General features: G+C 67.6%; 13 protein-coding genes. 9 read left to right on the top strand and 4 right to left on the bottom strand.

Annotated elements, in window-relative coordinates; translation table 11 throughout:
- Positions 1–18 precede the first annotated feature (18 nt).
- Positions 19–786 (top strand): class I SAM-dependent methyltransferase, encoded by a 768-nt coding sequence (locus AMA02S_RS28395; RefSeq protein ID WP_169806908.1) that lies wholly within the window; start codon positions 19–21, stop codon positions 784–786.
- Between the two features lie 45 nt (positions 787–831).
- Positions 832–1,431 (top strand): methyltransferase domain-containing protein, encoded by a 600-nt coding sequence (locus tag AMA02S_RS28390; protein ID WP_067463850.1) that lies wholly within the window; start codon positions 832–834, stop codon positions 1,429–1,431.
- Here AMA02S_RS28390 and AMA02S_RS42210 read toward each other — a convergent pair.
- Positions 1,395–1,550, bottom strand: a complete 156-nt coding sequence (locus tag AMA02S_RS42210) for a hypothetical protein (RefSeq protein WP_218005143.1) — start codon at positions 1,548–1,550, stop codon at positions 1,395–1,397. The genes AMA02S_RS28390 and AMA02S_RS42210 overlap by 37 nt on opposite strands.
- A 57-nt stretch (positions 1,551–1,607) precedes the next feature.
- Here AMA02S_RS42210 and AMA02S_RS28385 point away from each other — a divergent pair, with 57 nt between their 5' ends.
- From AMA02S_RS28385 to AMA02S_RS28375, 3 genes are all read left to right on the top strand, one after another.
- Positions 1,608–3,107, top strand: coding sequence for a recombinase family protein (locus AMA02S_RS28385; protein ID WP_084265681.1), 1,500 nt, complete (start codon positions 1,608–1,610; stop codon positions 3,105–3,107).
- A gap of 415 nt (positions 3,108–3,522) precedes the next feature.
- Positions 3,523–3,726 carry a hypothetical protein gene (locus tag AMA02S_RS28380; RefSeq protein ID WP_157430877.1) on the top strand — a complete coding sequence of 68 codons (204 nt, stop codon included), beginning with the start codon at positions 3,523–3,525 and terminating at the stop codon, positions 3,724–3,726.
- Complete coding sequence (locus AMA02S_RS28375) at positions 3,723–5,159, top strand: replication initiator (RefSeq protein WP_067463844.1); 1,437 nt, start codon at positions 3,723–3,725, stop codon at positions 5,157–5,159. The genes AMA02S_RS28380 and AMA02S_RS28375 overlap by 4 nt, the downstream gene beginning before the upstream one ends.
- A gap of 1,173 nt (positions 5,160–6,332) precedes the next feature.
- Here the strand turns inward: AMA02S_RS28375 and AMA02S_RS28370 are convergent.
- Together AMA02S_RS28370 and AMA02S_RS44760 are read right to left on the bottom strand one after the other, a co-directional pair.
- The gene (locus AMA02S_RS28370) at positions 6,333–6,707 is read right to left on the bottom strand and encodes a hypothetical protein (protein WP_157430876.1); all 375 of its coding nucleotides are present in this window, start codon (positions 6,705–6,707) and stop codon (positions 6,333–6,335) included.
- Between the two features lies 1 nt (position 6,708).
- Positions 6,709–6,840 carry a hypothetical protein gene (locus AMA02S_RS44760; protein WP_281181928.1) on the bottom strand — a complete coding sequence of 44 codons (132 nt, stop codon included), beginning with the start codon at positions 6,838–6,840 and terminating at the stop codon, positions 6,709–6,711.
- 598 nt (positions 6,841–7,438) lie between these two features.
- On the opposite strand from AMA02S_RS44760, the gene AMA02S_RS28360 reads away from it, so the two are divergent.
- Together AMA02S_RS28360 and AMA02S_RS28355 are read left to right on the top strand one after the other, a co-directional pair.
- Positions 7,439–8,710 (top strand): helix-turn-helix domain-containing protein, encoded by a 1,272-nt coding sequence (locus AMA02S_RS28360; RefSeq protein WP_067463835.1) that lies wholly within the window; start codon positions 7,439–7,441, stop codon positions 8,708–8,710.
- Between the two features lie 10 nt (positions 8,711–8,720).
- Positions 8,721–9,197, top strand: a complete 477-nt coding sequence (locus AMA02S_RS28355) for a hypothetical protein (protein ID WP_067463832.1) — start codon at positions 8,721–8,723, stop codon at positions 9,195–9,197.
- Between the two features lie 79 nt (positions 9,198–9,276).
- Here the strand turns inward: AMA02S_RS28355 and AMA02S_RS28350 are convergent, their stop codons facing one another.
- Positions 9,277–9,978, bottom strand: a complete 702-nt coding sequence (locus AMA02S_RS28350; protein ID WP_067463829.1) for an exodeoxyribonuclease III — start codon at positions 9,976–9,978, stop codon at positions 9,277–9,279.
- A gap of 234 nt (positions 9,979–10,212) precedes the next feature.
- On the opposite strand from AMA02S_RS28350, the gene AMA02S_RS28345 reads away from it, so the two are divergent.
- Positions 10,213–11,355 carry an FKBP-type peptidyl-prolyl cis-trans isomerase gene (locus AMA02S_RS28345; protein ID WP_067463826.1) on the top strand — a complete coding sequence of 381 codons (1,143 nt, stop codon included), beginning with the start codon at positions 10,213–10,215 and terminating at the stop codon, positions 11,353–11,355.
- Positions 11,356–11,636: 281 nt separating this feature from the next.
- On the top strand, positions 11,637–14,288 hold the full coding sequence (locus AMA02S_RS28340; RefSeq protein ID WP_067463822.1) for a transglycosylase domain-containing protein: 2,652 nt from the start codon (positions 11,637–11,639) through the stop codon (positions 14,286–14,288).
- Positions 14,289–14,301 lie beyond the last annotated feature (13 nt).

The following is a 14,301-nucleotide window of genomic DNA, read 5'->3' as shown; positions in this document are numbered from 1 at the left end:
GCCGAGGGAGGGGAGCTGGTGGAAGACACGGCGCGAGCGATCGCGAATCTGACACAGAAGAGATGGGAGTCCAATGCCGAGTACTGGGTGAAGATCATCCGTGAACGCCGGGACCGGTACCGCAACGAACTGACGGACGCGGCCGTCCTGGACGCGGTCGGGCCGTGCGAGGGCCTGCGGATCCTGGACGCCGGGTGCGGTGAGGGCTACTTCGCCCGCACGCTGGCATCCCGGGGCGCGGACGTCGTCGGTGTCGACGTCTGTCAGAGCCTGGTCGACGCGGCGGGGGCCGTGCACCAGGACTCACCCGGCGGCACCCTGACGTTCACCTGCGCGAGCGTCGACGCGATGCCCGTGGAGGACAAGGGCTTCGACCTCGTCGTCTGCAACCACCTGTTCAGTCATCTACAGGACCCGACGGACGCGATCATCGAGTTCGGGCGGGTGCTGAAGCCCGGCGGGCGACTGATCATCCTCACCCTGCACCCCTGTTTCTATGTCGAGCACTCCGAGCGGGGCGCCATGCATGCCGTCCCGGCGACGCGCTACTTCGCCTCACGGGGCATCGACCAGCACTTCCTGGTGGACGGCCTGGAATCACCGGCGATGATCACATCGTGGCTGAGGCCGCTGGAGTTCTACTCTGGAACGCTCCGAGACGCCGGGTTCGTCATCGCGGACCTGCGTGAGCCTCACCCGACGCAAGAGCAGCTGACCGATGACCCGTGGTGGCGCCAGGGATTCCCGACCGCCATGTTCATGCTGCTCATAGCCGAGCGCCGCTGACCGGCACCGGCCGACGCCGGCGGGGGCGGGCGTAAAGTTCGGCGCGTGGCCGACACGGACCGGAAGCGGTGGAACACCAAATACGAGGGCAGTGCGGAGACGCCGTTCACGGCGCATCCGCTGGCGGCGCGTGCGCTGTCGCTTGCGCTCCCGGACGGCCCCATGCTTGATCTGGCATCGGGACCGTCCGGGAGCGCGCTGTTGGTCGCCCAGAGCGGGCGAAGCGTCCTCGCCGTGGACGTCTCCGACGTCGCCCTGCGGCGCCTCGCCGCCGAGGCGCGCCGTCGCGGCCTCGCTGAGCTCATCTCGATCGAGGAGGCCGATCTCGACGCCTGGCGTCCCCAGGCGGGCGCCTACGCGCTCGTCCTGTGCACCGGCTACTGGGACCGTGCGCTTTTCGAGCCCGCCGCCCGCGCCGTAGTACCGGGCGGACTGCTCGGCTGGGAGGCGTTCACCCTGGACGCGAAGCGCACCCGCCCGTCGCTTCCCGACAAGTGGTGCCTGGCCGACGGCGAACCCGCCTCCCTGCTTCCGGACGGATTCACCGTCCTGGGGCAGACCGATCTTCCCGAGAACGGCAAACGTCGGCTGCTGGCCCGCCTCTCCGATCAGCCGAGGTCGACGTCGACGACCACCGGAGCATGATCAGAGGGCCCCTTGCCCTTGCGCGCCTCACGGTCCACGTAGGCGGAACCGACCTTGCCGGCAAGCGACTCGTTCGCATAGAAGAGGTCGATGCGCATGCCCATGTTCTTGTGGAACATGCCGGCCCGGTAATCCTAGAAGGTGTTCTGATGTACCTCTAGGGAGGCTCCGTAGAGATGACCGAGAGTGACCTGATTTCCGTCGTGGACTACGCCCGAGCGAGCGCCGACAAGAGCAAGGACGAGCACACCGTCAAGGACCAACGACGCGTCAACGAACTCACCGCCAAGCGACTTGGCTGCAAGATCGTGGCCAGGTTCGCCGACAACGACAAGTCAGCGATGAAGGACGGAGTGATCCGCGACGAGTTCGAGGAGATGCTTGGAGTACTCCGCACAGGCCAACTCGCAGACGGCACCCGCGTCATGGGGTGCATCGTGGTGGCCGACGATCGACTCGTCCGCCGTACCGGAGACTACGAACGCTTCGTGGACGCGCTGACCTTTGAGGAGGGCAGGGTCTACGCCGACGCCCGAGGCTTCAAGGACCTCTACAGCGAAGACGTCGAGAGCATGGGTCTCATGGGCGCCGTGATCTCTCGTATGGAGATCAAGAAGATGCGCCGACGAGCACGTGAGTGGCACCGCGCCCGCGCACGGGAGGGCAACATCCTGCCTGGTAACCGTCCCTTCGGATGGCTGGAAGACCGGAAGACGCTGCATCCCGTCGAGGCTCCCCTCCTCCGCCAGGCAGCCCTCCGAGTACTGGCAGGCGGATCTGTAACGGCCCTGTGCAACGAGTGGCAGCGCAAGGGCGTCAAGACACCACGCGGGAACGATTGGGTCCACGTGAGTCTGTCCCGTGTCCTGAAGAACCCGCGCCTATGCGGATGGCGCATGATTCGCGGTGAACTGATCATGGACGACCGAGGCGAACCGGTGTCGGGGCAGTGGGAACCGATCATCACTCCCGGCCAGTGGCAGGCTCTACACGCGATCTTCGCCGAGCGAAAGGGCAAGGTCATCGACCGCTTCGGAGGGGACCAGGGCCAACTTCCGCGAGACTTTCGTGAACACTCCTACCTGCTGAGCGCCATCGCACGATGCGGTGTCGTCCTGGACGACGGCACGCTATGCCACCGACCACTTCGCGCAGGGCAGGTCACCAATGCCGACTACCACCGGTACCTGTGCAAGGCACCTGCGATTGGTGGTTGCGGTCGGCTCACCCGCCGGGGTGACGTAGTAGACGAATTCGTCACCGAGGCCGTCTTGGCGAAGCTTGAGGAGCGGACGACGGGCCCAACAGATGTCGGCCCCTGGCTCGGAGAGCGCGAGTTGGAGATGAAGCAGGAACAGATGCGCGAGCTTCGCTTGCGCTTCGCGAAGCACACGATCTCCAACACGTTGTTCTTCACAGAGGTCGAGCGACTCGAACCCGAGATCCAGCAGCTGAGGGCCGACCAAGAGCGCTTCAACCTGACCGCCCAACGGGCAGCCCAAGACCTGACTGCGATCCGCCGCCGTTGGTACTCCGAGACCGACGAGGATCGTCTGGACCTCTCACAGAAGCGCGGCTACATCCGGGAAGCACTACATGCGGTGATCGTTCATCCGGCGGGCAAGGGCCGCCGACCGTTCAATCCCGATCTGTTGGAACTCGTCTGGCGTGAGTGATCACCAACCTTGCCCAGACGCCCCAGGAGCGCGGATCCTGGGGCGTCCTTTATGACCTACGTCACTCTTTCACGACGTGCAGCCAGACGCCACCAGTCACCAGTGGACGCCAATGGATACCAGCGGTCATCAACGGACAACCACAAACGGTAGAAACTCCTACGCGACGGGGATCTTCGCAGGTTCGATCTTGGACGGCATCGGGTATTCCTGGTGATCGGGAGCCCGCGCTCAAAGGGACACCAGGACACCGAGTGAAGCCGGGTAGGCACCGGCACCCGGGGCCAGTAGGGACGGCCCCGCACATAGCAGCCAAAAAAAACTCCAGCTTATTAGACGTGAAATCTAATTACTCTCGTAGATCACTTCTCTGTTCTGGTAGTCGCGCGTGCTCCCTCACGAGAGGGAGAAGGAGTTGCCCAGGTTGGAGCCCAGCCCGCAGGCCCGTGAATGGGGCAAGCGCCAGGCCGCCAAGTCACCCCGCTGGACCGAAGCCAAGTGGACGCGCATCGCGACCATCTTCAACGTAGTTCTGACCGACACCGCCACGAACGCCGAACCCGACCAGCTCCAGGCCGCCGCCGACGAGCAGGCCAACCCGATGCAGGGCGCCGCATGAGCGCCCCGCAGATGCCGGAGCTACCGGCCGAGGTGGCCGCCGCCGTTGAGCGTGCGGCGATGCCGGACTTTGATCGCTGGCACGAGATGATCAAGTCTGCCGGTGGGTGTGAGCAGCCGGTACGGCTACGCGGTGAGCGTCTGACCGTGGACGGTGAGACGGGCGAGTTGATCGAGTCGTACTCCACCGCCGACGAGCCGACCGGGTTCCTGATCACCGGGTGCGGGAACCGTCGCGCGTCCCGTTGTGCCGCGTGCGCCGAGGTGTACCGGGACGACACCTATCACCTGATCATCTCCGGGCTGACCGGAGGGAAGGGAGTCCCCGACGAGGTGAGCGGGCACCCGCGCGTGTTCCTCACCCTCACCGCGCCCTCGTTCGGCGCCGTCCACGCCCGCAGGGAGAAGGCGGGCAAGGTGCTGGCGTGCCGTCCACGCAAGGACCGACCGACCTGCCAGCACGGACGCCAGGAGGGATGCGGCCGCCGCCACCAGGCCGACGACCCGCAGGCCGGACAGCCGATCTGCGCCGACTGCTACGACTATCCGGCCGCCGTGCTGTGGAACGCCCACGCTCCCGAGCTGTGGCGCCGTCTCACCCTCGCCGTGCCGAGGCTGATCACGGCCGAGTTGGGGATCACACACAAGGCTCTGCGAGAGCAGGCCCGTCTGTCGTATGCCCGGGTGATCGAGTACCAGCGGCGGGGGTTGATCCACTTCCACGCCGTGATCCGTCTGGATGGCCCCGATGGACCCGACCAGCCCCCGCCCGCATGGGCCAGCGCCGAACTACTCGCCCGGACGCTGCGCACCGCCGCAGCACAGGTGGCCGTGGACGTTCCGCACCCCGGAGGGGAGGGCCGCACGTTGACGCTGGGGTGGGGCCGCCAACTCGACATCCAGCCGATCCAGGTGGCAGCCGAGCTGGAGGGCATCGCCGACAAGCACGTGGCCCGCTACATCGCCAAGTACGCCACCAAGGGTGCCGAGGACTCCGGCACGGTCGACCGGCCGATCCGGTACGCCACCCAGATCCGCGCGTTGAAGGTGTCCGAGCACGCCCGCCGGATGATCTGGACGTGCTTCGCCTTGGCAGACCTCCCCGCGTACCACGACCTACGGCTACGGGGGTGGGCTCACATGCTGGGGTACGGGGGGCATTTCTCGTCCAAGTCCCGCCGCTACTCGGTCACGTTGACCCGGTTGCGCCAGGCCCGAGCCGACCACGCAGCCCACGCGGCCCGCCAGGCCGAGGGACTCCCCGAACCCGACGAGAGCCGCGCCACCATCACCACCGGTCGATGGACCTACCTCGGTAGCGGCCTCATGCATGGCGAACACTTCTGGGCGGAACAGGCCCGCGACCGTGTTCAGCAGGCCCGAGCCATCCGCAACCAGATCACCGAGAGTGAGAACCAGGAGAAGGCCAGCTAGCCCGGACCACCATCCGTCGAGGAGTTTCACTACAGAGTCAAGGACCCCCGCGCTGCGCGCGGGGGTCTCGCGCGTGGTGGGGCCCGCCCACAGCCGACCGGGGGCCGGTGGACGGCCGCACGCGCTTGCGCGTGCGGCGCTGGGGCGCCGTTCGCGCGCGGCGCCCGCCCACAGCCCCCGGTAACGCTGTGGACGGCCCGCCCGCACCGCACCGCGCAGGGCCGGGCCAAACCCTGGTGATGCATCCCCCTCGCCGACCGGGCCGGGCAGCGGCTTCTAGCTCGTCGCCGGTTGGGCTGGAAGGGTGCACGCGGCGCCGGCTGACTCCCTGCGGTCGCCCCTTCGGGGTGGCCTACGGCCATCGGACGGCCCCGCCATGTCGGCACGCAAGGGAAGCCGCGGCCCTGCGGTTGTCGGGTTCGACCGGCCGGGATTCAAGTCACTCGCCGCGCGGATGCGACCAGGCGAGGGGTTGGGGGCTCGCGCTGCCGCCCCTGCTTCCGTTCCTCGGGCCGTGAACGGCCCTGCGGTACGGGTCAGGGTTGCCACCGGACTTCCCGTGATGCTCCTTAGGACGAGAACAGCACGCCGGGAGCTGCCAGGCGATGAGCGCAGAAGGTTCGCGGTCACGGGGTGTTCGGTGAACGGCCCCCGAAACCCCGATGCCGGGTCGGGTTCCGGGGGCCGCTGTGCTGTCTAACGGACCGCGCCCGCCAGTCGCTACAAGGACGGGGGTCTCGCGTCGGACAGCCTCCCCGCCCGAAGGGGCGCCGGGGGGACGACCCTTGGACGGGACTCACACGCTCGTCCCGGTTGCAGCCCCGAGCGTGTGAGCTTTGGTACGGGCCCCGGGAGGGTGCGGTCACCGCGACGCATCCCACCCGGGGCCCGCCTACCCGTACGGAAGGGACCCACCACTTCGGCACGGGCGCTTTGGCACGGGTCCCGGGGGAGGGGCAACACCCCGGGACCCGCCGCTCACGCGGGAACGTCTCGACTCGTTCCGCGTGAGCCGTTCAGTGCGGACCCCGGAAAGGGAACCACCCCAGGCCGCTTCCGGGGTCCGCCGCCCGCACCGAACGGCCCGGGAACAGGACCGACTTTGCGCGGGCTCTGTCCGCGTGGTGAGGACGCCGAGCTAGGCGGCTCCGTCCACGCGGACGACTTGGGGGGCTACCCGTCCGGGCCGCCGTGGACGAGCGCGCGGGCCGCCCGCAGGAACTCCGAATGCCACGCGTCCCCGGTCGCGTGCACCTGGTAGGCGAGGTTGTGAGCCTGGTCCCGGATCGTGGTGACCGTTCCCGGGAGGTATCCGGCCTCGTCCAGCAGGGTCCGCACGTGCCCAGAGACCTCGTTGAAGGCCACACCGAACGCTTCCAGCGCGGGCGCCTCTGGTTCCTGTTTGAGCGCTGCCTCCGCCCGCTCGCGGGCGGTGTCGGTCACGTGCCGGATCGTCGACCGGGGCCGCTCTTGAGCCGCCATGACCTCCTCGAAAGCGGCGGCAGCGGTCTGGGCGAGTTGCGCGGGCCGCATCGTCGCAGGACTCACGTCAGCCCCTCCCGACGAAGCCGACAACCCACCCGAACCCCGCACACGCAGCGCCATAGACCAGGGTCAAGGCGAACAGTCCCGCGAGCTCGCGCAGCGGCATCATCGTCGCCGCGTTCTGTACCGCCGTCATGCAGCAGTCCTCCGCCGCATCTCGGCAATCACGACTTGGGCCACCTTGAGCGGTTCCCGGACCGGAGCAAGCCCCACGGTCCGACCGTCCGCGCGACGCGTCACGATCCACCACCGCCCTTGTACCGGGACGTAGCCACACCCCAGCGTGAGCGTGCCCCCGATGCCGTCCAGGCGGGAAACCGCGAGCGCCGGGTACCCGTCCGCCTCGACGAGTACGCACGCCATGTCCCGCACACGGAGGTCTGAGAAACACCCTTGAACCGCCCGGAGAGCCTCTAAGCGTTCCGAATGAACGGAAGTGATCACCGGCAACAGACCGCACGGAGGACGATCCTTGTTCGCGTCCAAGGCCGCAGGGGCCGGGCGTGCGTTGGTTCCGTCCGGTGGTTGAGTCGTCGGCGGAGTCGTTTGTGTCCGTTTCGCGTGAATGCCCATGTCCCGGTACCACCTCGTGGGGCAGGTGTTTCTGTCGAGGGTTGCTGTAAAGCGATGCTGCCGGGACGGGCTGTGACGAGGGACCCATTACCACCGAGACGACTTGGGCAAGTTCCGTCACGACTACGGGCAGGCCGTGAACACCCACGTAGCCTAAGTTCATGGATCTGAAAGGACAGAGCACCCCACTGGCGTTCTGGTCCACGCCTACGGTCGCCGCAGCCCTGGCTACCTGCGACTTTCCCACGCTGATGGACGAGGTTCGCCGCGTGCGCCGATGGACGCAAACGGACTTGGCCATAGCGTTGGGCTACTCCCAGAGCTGGATTTCCAAAGTGCTTAGGCACGCGCAGCCACTCACGATCGACCAGGTTCGGGACATATCACGCCAACTCGGAATACCGCTTCAACTACTCCGATTTGGCGACGTTGGAGGTGACGATCCCACGAAACGCCGAGACTTCAGCAAGGCCCTAGCACTGGCTTTGCTGCCTCTTCCCACACACGCCGAGTTCGACGAGACCACCGCGCCCACCCTGACGGCCATCACCGGCAGCCAACGGCGCTTGGACCCCACGACGCCAGCCCGTGAACTCGCTCGCGGCGTAGTCGCACACGTCGAGTTGGCCGATCGCCGCTACAACCAGGGGGGACGCTCGCCCTTCGCCTCCGATATCGCAGCCGCCGTCAGCGAGGCCGCAGGATTCGCCGCGTGGCTGCACACGGACATGCACGACATCGGAACAGCGCGCACCTACTACCGCATGGCGATCAACCGGGCACGCCAAGCCGGGCATGACCTGCTCACCGCCTACATGCTCGGCAGCCTCGCCACGTTCGAGGTCGAAGCAGAAGATCCCGATCTTGGCATCGCGCTGATAGCGGAAGCGCGCAAGCAGATCGGCCCCCGCCCGCACGCCACCCCCAGCGCGTGGCTTGCGTCACTTGAAGCCCTTGCCCATGCCGCCACGCAGAGGGAGGGACGTGACGCCCGCAGCACCGAGGCCCTTCTCAAGGCGGAACACGCCATAGAAGAGGACCGTTCGGCCGCCACCCCTTGGCCGTGGGTCTTCCCCTTCGACAATGCCAAGCTTGCCGGTTACCGGGCTCTGGTGTCCGTGCGACTCAACCTGCCGAGCCAAGCCCTGACGGCGTTCGCCGAATCTCTGACCAGCACACAGCCCGCGCCGAAGCAACGAGCCGCCGTCATGCTCGAAGTGGCCACCGCTGTAAGGCAGGGAGGAGAGCAGGACCGGGACACCAGCCAAGCGGACGAGGCTTTTCAACTCGGCATCGACGCACTCAAGATCGGTACCACCTATGCCTCCGAGCGGGTGATTCAGCGCGCCCGACGCTTCCGACGCGAGTACTCAGGCCCAACTACGCCCAAGGTCCGTGAGTTCGACCGTCACCTACGCGCCACTTTGCTTTAGAGGAGCAGTCTTGCCACGAATCGCCGTGTCCGGTCACCGGGGTATGCCGCCTGAGACGGATCGACTGATTGACCAAGCCATCCGAAAGCTGCTCGCCACCATGGCAAGCGACATCACTGGTCTGTCCTGCCTCGCGGATGGAGCAGACCAGATCTTCGCCCGCGCAATCGTGGAGCACGGCGGCTTCATCGAGGCCATCGTGCCCGCCCAGCGGTACCGCGACGGGCTCCCCGACGAGGCGCAGCCGGAGTACGACCGGCTTCTTTCTGCCGCCCGCAGCATCCATCGGCTGGAGTTCGTTGACTCCGACGCCGAGGCTCACATGACCGCTAGCGCCTACATGACCGATCACGCCGATGAGCTGTGGGCAGTGTGGGACGGCCAGCCCGCACGTGGCTACGGCGGCACGGCCGACGTGGTCGCCTACGCGCGCGAGCACCGCGTCCCTGTGCGGGTCATCTGGCCTGAGGGAGCACAACGCGACTGACTCAGACGGCGATCCCCCCGAGCACGACTTACGCGGCCGGGGGGTTCTCTGTGTCTGGTGTCTCGACAGAAAAGTAACATCAAGGTACCTTGTGGTCCCAGTAAGTAAAGGGGTGAGGGCCCTTCATGGGGGTGGGGACGACGTCGTGCAGGCCGAGAGCCTCCAGATCGCTCAGGGCCTGACGTTCCGGAGCGGTGACGTGGGTCGATCCCTGGAAGGCGGCCGGGTCCCACACGTCCGCGTCCGTGGGCGCCACGTTGTAGTCGCCGCACGCCACGAGTGGACGGTCATGCCGTAGCTCCTCGGTCAGCGCCGCTCGCAGGGCCTTGAACCAATCGAGCTTGTAGGAGTAGTGGGCCGACTCCGGAGTGCGTCCGTTCGGAGCGTAAAGAGACCAGACGCGTACCCCGCCACATGTGGCACCGATCGCGCGCGCCTCCGGGCCGGGCAAGGCCGGCTCCGCGAGATCGGGAAGCTGGGCCTGCCCGGTCTTCTCGGCTTGAAGGTCCGCGTCTTCGCCGCCATAGCCGGGCTCGCCTGGGAAACCTCTTGAGACATCTTCGAGGCCCACTCTGGAGAGCACCGCGACGCCGTTCCAGCGGCCGTCGCCATGGGCCGCCGCGGCATAGCCCAGTTCCGCCATTTCTGCCGAAGGGAACGTGTCCGCGTGGCACTTGGTCTCCTGGAGGCACAGGACGTCCGGTTTCGTCTCCTCCAGCCAGGTCAGCAGGCGCGGAAGCCGTGCCTTGACCGAATTGACGTTCCAGGTCGCGAGGCGCATTCTTCTAGCCTGCCACCCCGGTGGGCCCCGGGTGACGTGAGACCGCCGCCGCGCGGCAGTATCCTGGCGGCTTCCGTTCCCTGCCATGTGCCCTCCCGGACCGGCACCGGCCACGGTTTTGACCGGTAGATTGCGGGTCGGCTACTTTGCACGGTTTTCACGCTGCGCTTAGACCGGTGGTGGCAGGGTGGCCACAGTTCGTGATGTCGTCGAAGCCGGAGCGAGTGAGGAAACATGTCCGAGGATGACAAGCCCCGGGGCGAGCCGGCGGTCAAGGCGAAGGCGAAGATCCCGAACGCCAAGAACATCCGGAGCCCGGAGTTCACCCCGCACGGCATCAGCGCCGGACGCGGCAGCGGACCGTCGCGGCCCTCCGGGCTGACCGCGGCCCAGGCCCGCAAGCGGCGGATCGCCTCGACCGCCGGGGTCGTCGTCGCGCTCGCCGCCATCATCGGCGGCACCGCGTACTGGGTCACCCGCCCCGGACCAGACATCTCGGTCAGCGGGAAGTTTGCCGCCGAGCCCAAGGTCAAGATCCCCAAGAGCCTCGAACCGGCGGACAAGCTCAAGGTGACCACCGCCATCAAGGGCAACGGTCCCGCCATCGCCGACGGCGACACCATGTTCGTCAAGTACGTCTTCTACCAGTGGTCCAAGACCACCTCCGACGAATCCAAGGACAAGAGCACCAGCAAGCAGCTCGGCTCGTCCTACCAGCAGCAGCAGGGGCAGCCCGACCGGCCCCTCGTCGTCGGCAAGAGCGGCGTCAAGGGCCTGGACAAGGGCCTCATCGGGCAGACCGCGGGCAGCCGCGTGATCCTGGAGATCCCGCCGTCGATGGGCTTCGGTGAGCAGGGCTCGCAGCTCGGGCTCACCAACAAGGACTCCGTGCTGTTCGTCGTGGACGTGCAGGCGACCATCCGCAAGAGCGCGGCGCCGCAGGGCACCGAGAAGAAGCTCGACGACAAGAAGCTGCCCAAGGTCGAGGACAAGGGTGCGGGCAAGGCTCCCAAGGTCACGATGCCCAAGGAGGACGCGCCGTCCAAGCTTCAGGTCAAGACCCTCGTCGAGGGGACCGGCCCGGCGCTGGCCAAGGGCGACGAGGCGGTCGTCAACTACCAGGGGCAGCTCTGGAAGGACGGCAAGGTCTTCGACTCCAGCTGGACGTCGGGCCAGCCGGCGAAGTTCCCGATCGGCACCGGCGGCACCGTGCCCGGTTTCGACAAGGGCCTTACGGGTGCGAAGGTCGGCAGCCGCGTCATGCTCGTGCTGCCGCCCGCCGAGGGGTACGGCAAGAACGGCAACCCCCAGGCTGGTATCAAGGGTGATGACACACTCGTGTTCATCGTGGACATCCTGGCCAAGATGGCCAAATGATCCCCCGCCGCCGTCAATCCTCGGCGGCGGCACCGGGGTGGAGGGAGCGGCGGGGCGTCCGGTAGGGGCGCCCCGCCGCTCGACGTTCGGGCCCGTGCGGCCCCGGCGCCCGGGACGGCGATTCGCCGGTTGTGCGACGTGCGTCACGACAACCGGGCGACGGCATCGGTCGTCTTCTTCTTGATGAGGCCAAGAGCGTGCTGTGCCCGCCTTCAATCAGAGCTGCCCGACGCATGGACGCCCTCAGGTATCGTCAGTAACGCAATAATCACGGGGGGCTTGTGAGCATCGGCAGAAAGGGCCCGGAGGGCGACGCGCCCGGCGGGCAGGGCGAAGTGAATCGGGACGACACCGCGGCGAGGACGCCGCTGGGCGGCAGCGAAGCCGCCGCGGAGACCACGGGCGAGCAGGCCGCAGGCGAGCAGGTCACGGACCTGGCGCAGGCCGGCGAAGCCGCCCTGGCGCCGGCGAAACGGGCCGGCGCCACGCTGACCATGGACGACCGGGAACCCGGCGATCAGGATTCTTCCGGAGAATCAGAATTCTCCGACGAAGGCGACATATCTCAGAACGGCCACAAGAACCTCACCGAGGCCGTCCCGCACGAGGACCAAGCCGACACCCCCGAAGCCGAAAAGGGTCTGAACAACCTGAGCTCCCCCACCGACGCCACAGACGCCGCCGAAGCGGAGAAGCCCACGACCACCACGGACCCCACCGCGGACCCCACGGAGGCCACCGGGCGTCATGAGACCTCGACGGCGGGCGGCCGCGGCGGGCGGCCGCCGGGCGGGCCCGGCGGCAAGGGCGGTAAGAAGCCGCGCAGCCGCAAGGCACGGTACGCGCGACGGTTCCTGTTCCTGCTCCTCGGCTTCATCGGCTTCTTCATCGCCGCTTTCGGCATCGCGTACCTGTTCACGCCGGTCCCGTCCCCGCAGGAGCAGGCGGTCGCGCAGGGGCCGGCGTTCTACTACTCCGACGGCAAGACGCTCATCGCCAAGACGGGCGTCAACCGGGACGCGGTCACCCTCGACAAGATCCCCATGGGCGTCCGGAACGGGGTGATCGCGGCGGAGAACCGCAGCTTCTACCAGGACCCGGGCGTATCCGTGCAGGGCACCACACGCGCGTTCTGGTCGACGGTGACGGGTGAGCAGCTCCAGGGTGGATCCACCATCACGCAGCAGATGGTCCGGAACTACTACGGCGGCATCGGCAAGGAGCGGTCCGTCACCCGCAAGCTCAAAGAGATCATGGTCTCCCTGAAGGTCGGCCGGGAGAAGTCCAAGGACTGGATCCTGGAGCAGTACCTCAACACCATCTACTTCGGGCGCGACGCCTACGGGGTGCAGGCCGCCGCCAAGGCGTACTACGGCAAGGACGTCTCCGAGCTGACCCCGGCGGAGGGCGCCTACCTCGCCGCCGCGATCCAGCAGCCGAGCAACTTCTCCGACCCCACCGGCGCGCACCGTCCCTACGCCGAGCAGCGCTGGCGCGCGGTCGTCGCCAACATGGTGCGGGACGGCGCGCTCACCCAGGCCGAGGCGTCCGCGATGCAGTTCCCGCTCCCGGTCAAGCAGAAGATCACCGACATTCTCAAGGGCCAGAAGGGCTACATGGTCAATGTGGCCAAGAAGGAGCTCATCGAGCGCCGCGGCTACAGCGAGGACGAGATCAACCGCAGCGGACTGAAGATCACCACGACGTTCGACAAGCGGCTGATGGACGCGGTGAAGCAGGCCGTCGACGCCAACACCCCGGAGGGAATGAGCAAGCGCATCCGCACCGCGGTGGTGTCGGTCGACCCGTCCACCGGGCAGGTCCTCGCCTTCTACGGTGGCCGCGACTACCTGGACGAGATGGCCAGCAGCGCCTTCTACGACACCGCGCAGGTCGGCTCCGGCTTCAAACCGATCGCGCTGGCCGCCGCCCTGGACGACGGCAAGAGCCTGATGAGCAGCTACAACGGCAGCTCACCGCAGTACTTCAACAACACTCCGATCAAGAACGACAGCGGTGAGAGCTTCGGGCAGGTGAACCTCGTCACCGCCACCGAACACTCGATCAACACCGCCTACGTCAACCTCGGCCAGGACATCGGCACCCGGCGGATCGCGGATATGGCAGAGAAGATGGGCATACCCGCCGACCAGATGACCCCGGCGCAGCGGGCCGCACCCACATTCCCGCTCGGCGTCGTGTCGCTGCACCCCGTCCAGCAGGCGGGGGTGTACGGGACGTTCGCGGCCGAGGGCGTCCACAAGACCCCGTTCGTGGTCAAGTCGGTGACCGACAACAAGGGCGAGGCGCGCACGTTCGCCGAGAAGAGCAACCGGGCGTTCAGCACCCAGGTCGCCCGCGACGCGACGTATGCGATGCAGCGGGTCGTCCAGGGCGGCACCGGAACCGCCGCGCAGCTCCCGGACGGCCGCGACGTCGCCGGCAAGACCGGCACCACCAACGGGGGCCGCGCGATCTGGTTCAACGGCTTCATCCCGCAGATGGCGACGACCGTCGCGATGTTCCGCACCGACAACAAGCCGCTGAACATCCCCGGATACGGCGCGTATGGCGGCCAGCTCCCCGCGCAGATCTGGAACTCGTACATGAGCGACGCGGTGAACATCAAGGGCTACGAGCATAAGTCCTTCGGCTCGCCCTCGGTGCAGACCGGCGGCGGCTACGACGGGCCGACGTTCGGCGGCAGGCCGGGCGGGACGGAGCCGCCGCGCACGTCCCTCCCGTCACAGGACCCGCCGTCCAACGGGCCCGACGGCCCCGACATCCCGACGCCTCCCACCGGCCTTCCGACGCACTCCCCGAGCGAGCCCGGCGGAGGCGGGGACGAGCCGGGCGACGGCGGGGACGACGGCGGCTCCGGCACTGATCCGGGCGGAGGCGGCGGTCCGAGCCGTCCCCGCACCGACGGCTGACGGCGCGAGGCGG

This window comes from Actinomadura macra NBRC 14102 (genome assembly GCF_001552215.1).
In the GTDB taxonomy this organism is placed as follows: domain Bacteria; phylum Actinomycetota; class Actinomycetes; order Streptosporangiales; family Streptosporangiaceae; genus Spirillospora; species Spirillospora macra.
Note: the sequence above shows the minus strand (reverse complement) of the source record. Positions and strands in the feature narration are given on the sequence as shown.

What these genes read in the sequence shown, in the direction of transcription:
- AMA02S_RS42210 (WP_218005143.1), bottom strand. Translation starts at nt 1,550, where the DNA reads ATGTTCCACAAGAACATGGGCATGCGCATCGACCTCTTCTATGCGAAC.
- AMA02S_RS28385 (WP_084265681.1), top strand. Translation starts at nt 1,608, where the DNA reads ATGACCGAGAGTGACCTGATTTCCGTCGTGGACTACGCCCGAGCGAGC.
- AMA02S_RS28375 (WP_067463844.1), top strand. Translation starts at nt 3,723, where the DNA reads ATGAGCGCCCCGCAGATGCCGGAGCTACCGGCCGAGGTGGCCGCCGCC.
- AMA02S_RS44760 (WP_281181928.1), bottom strand. Translation starts at nt 6,840, where the DNA reads ATGACGGCGGTACAGAACGCGGCGACGATGATGCCGCTGCGCGAGCTC.
- AMA02S_RS28360 (WP_067463835.1), top strand. Translation starts at nt 7,439, where the DNA reads ATGGATCTGAAAGGACAGAGCACCCCACTGGCGTTCTGGTCCACGCCT.
- AMA02S_RS28350 (WP_067463829.1), bottom strand. Translation starts at nt 9,978, where the DNA reads ATGCGCCTCGCGACCTGGAACGTCAATTCGGTCAAGGCACGGCTTCCG.
- AMA02S_RS28345 (WP_067463826.1), top strand. Translation starts at nt 10,213, where the DNA reads ATGTCCGAGGATGACAAGCCCCGGGGCGAGCCGGCGGTCAAGGCGAAG.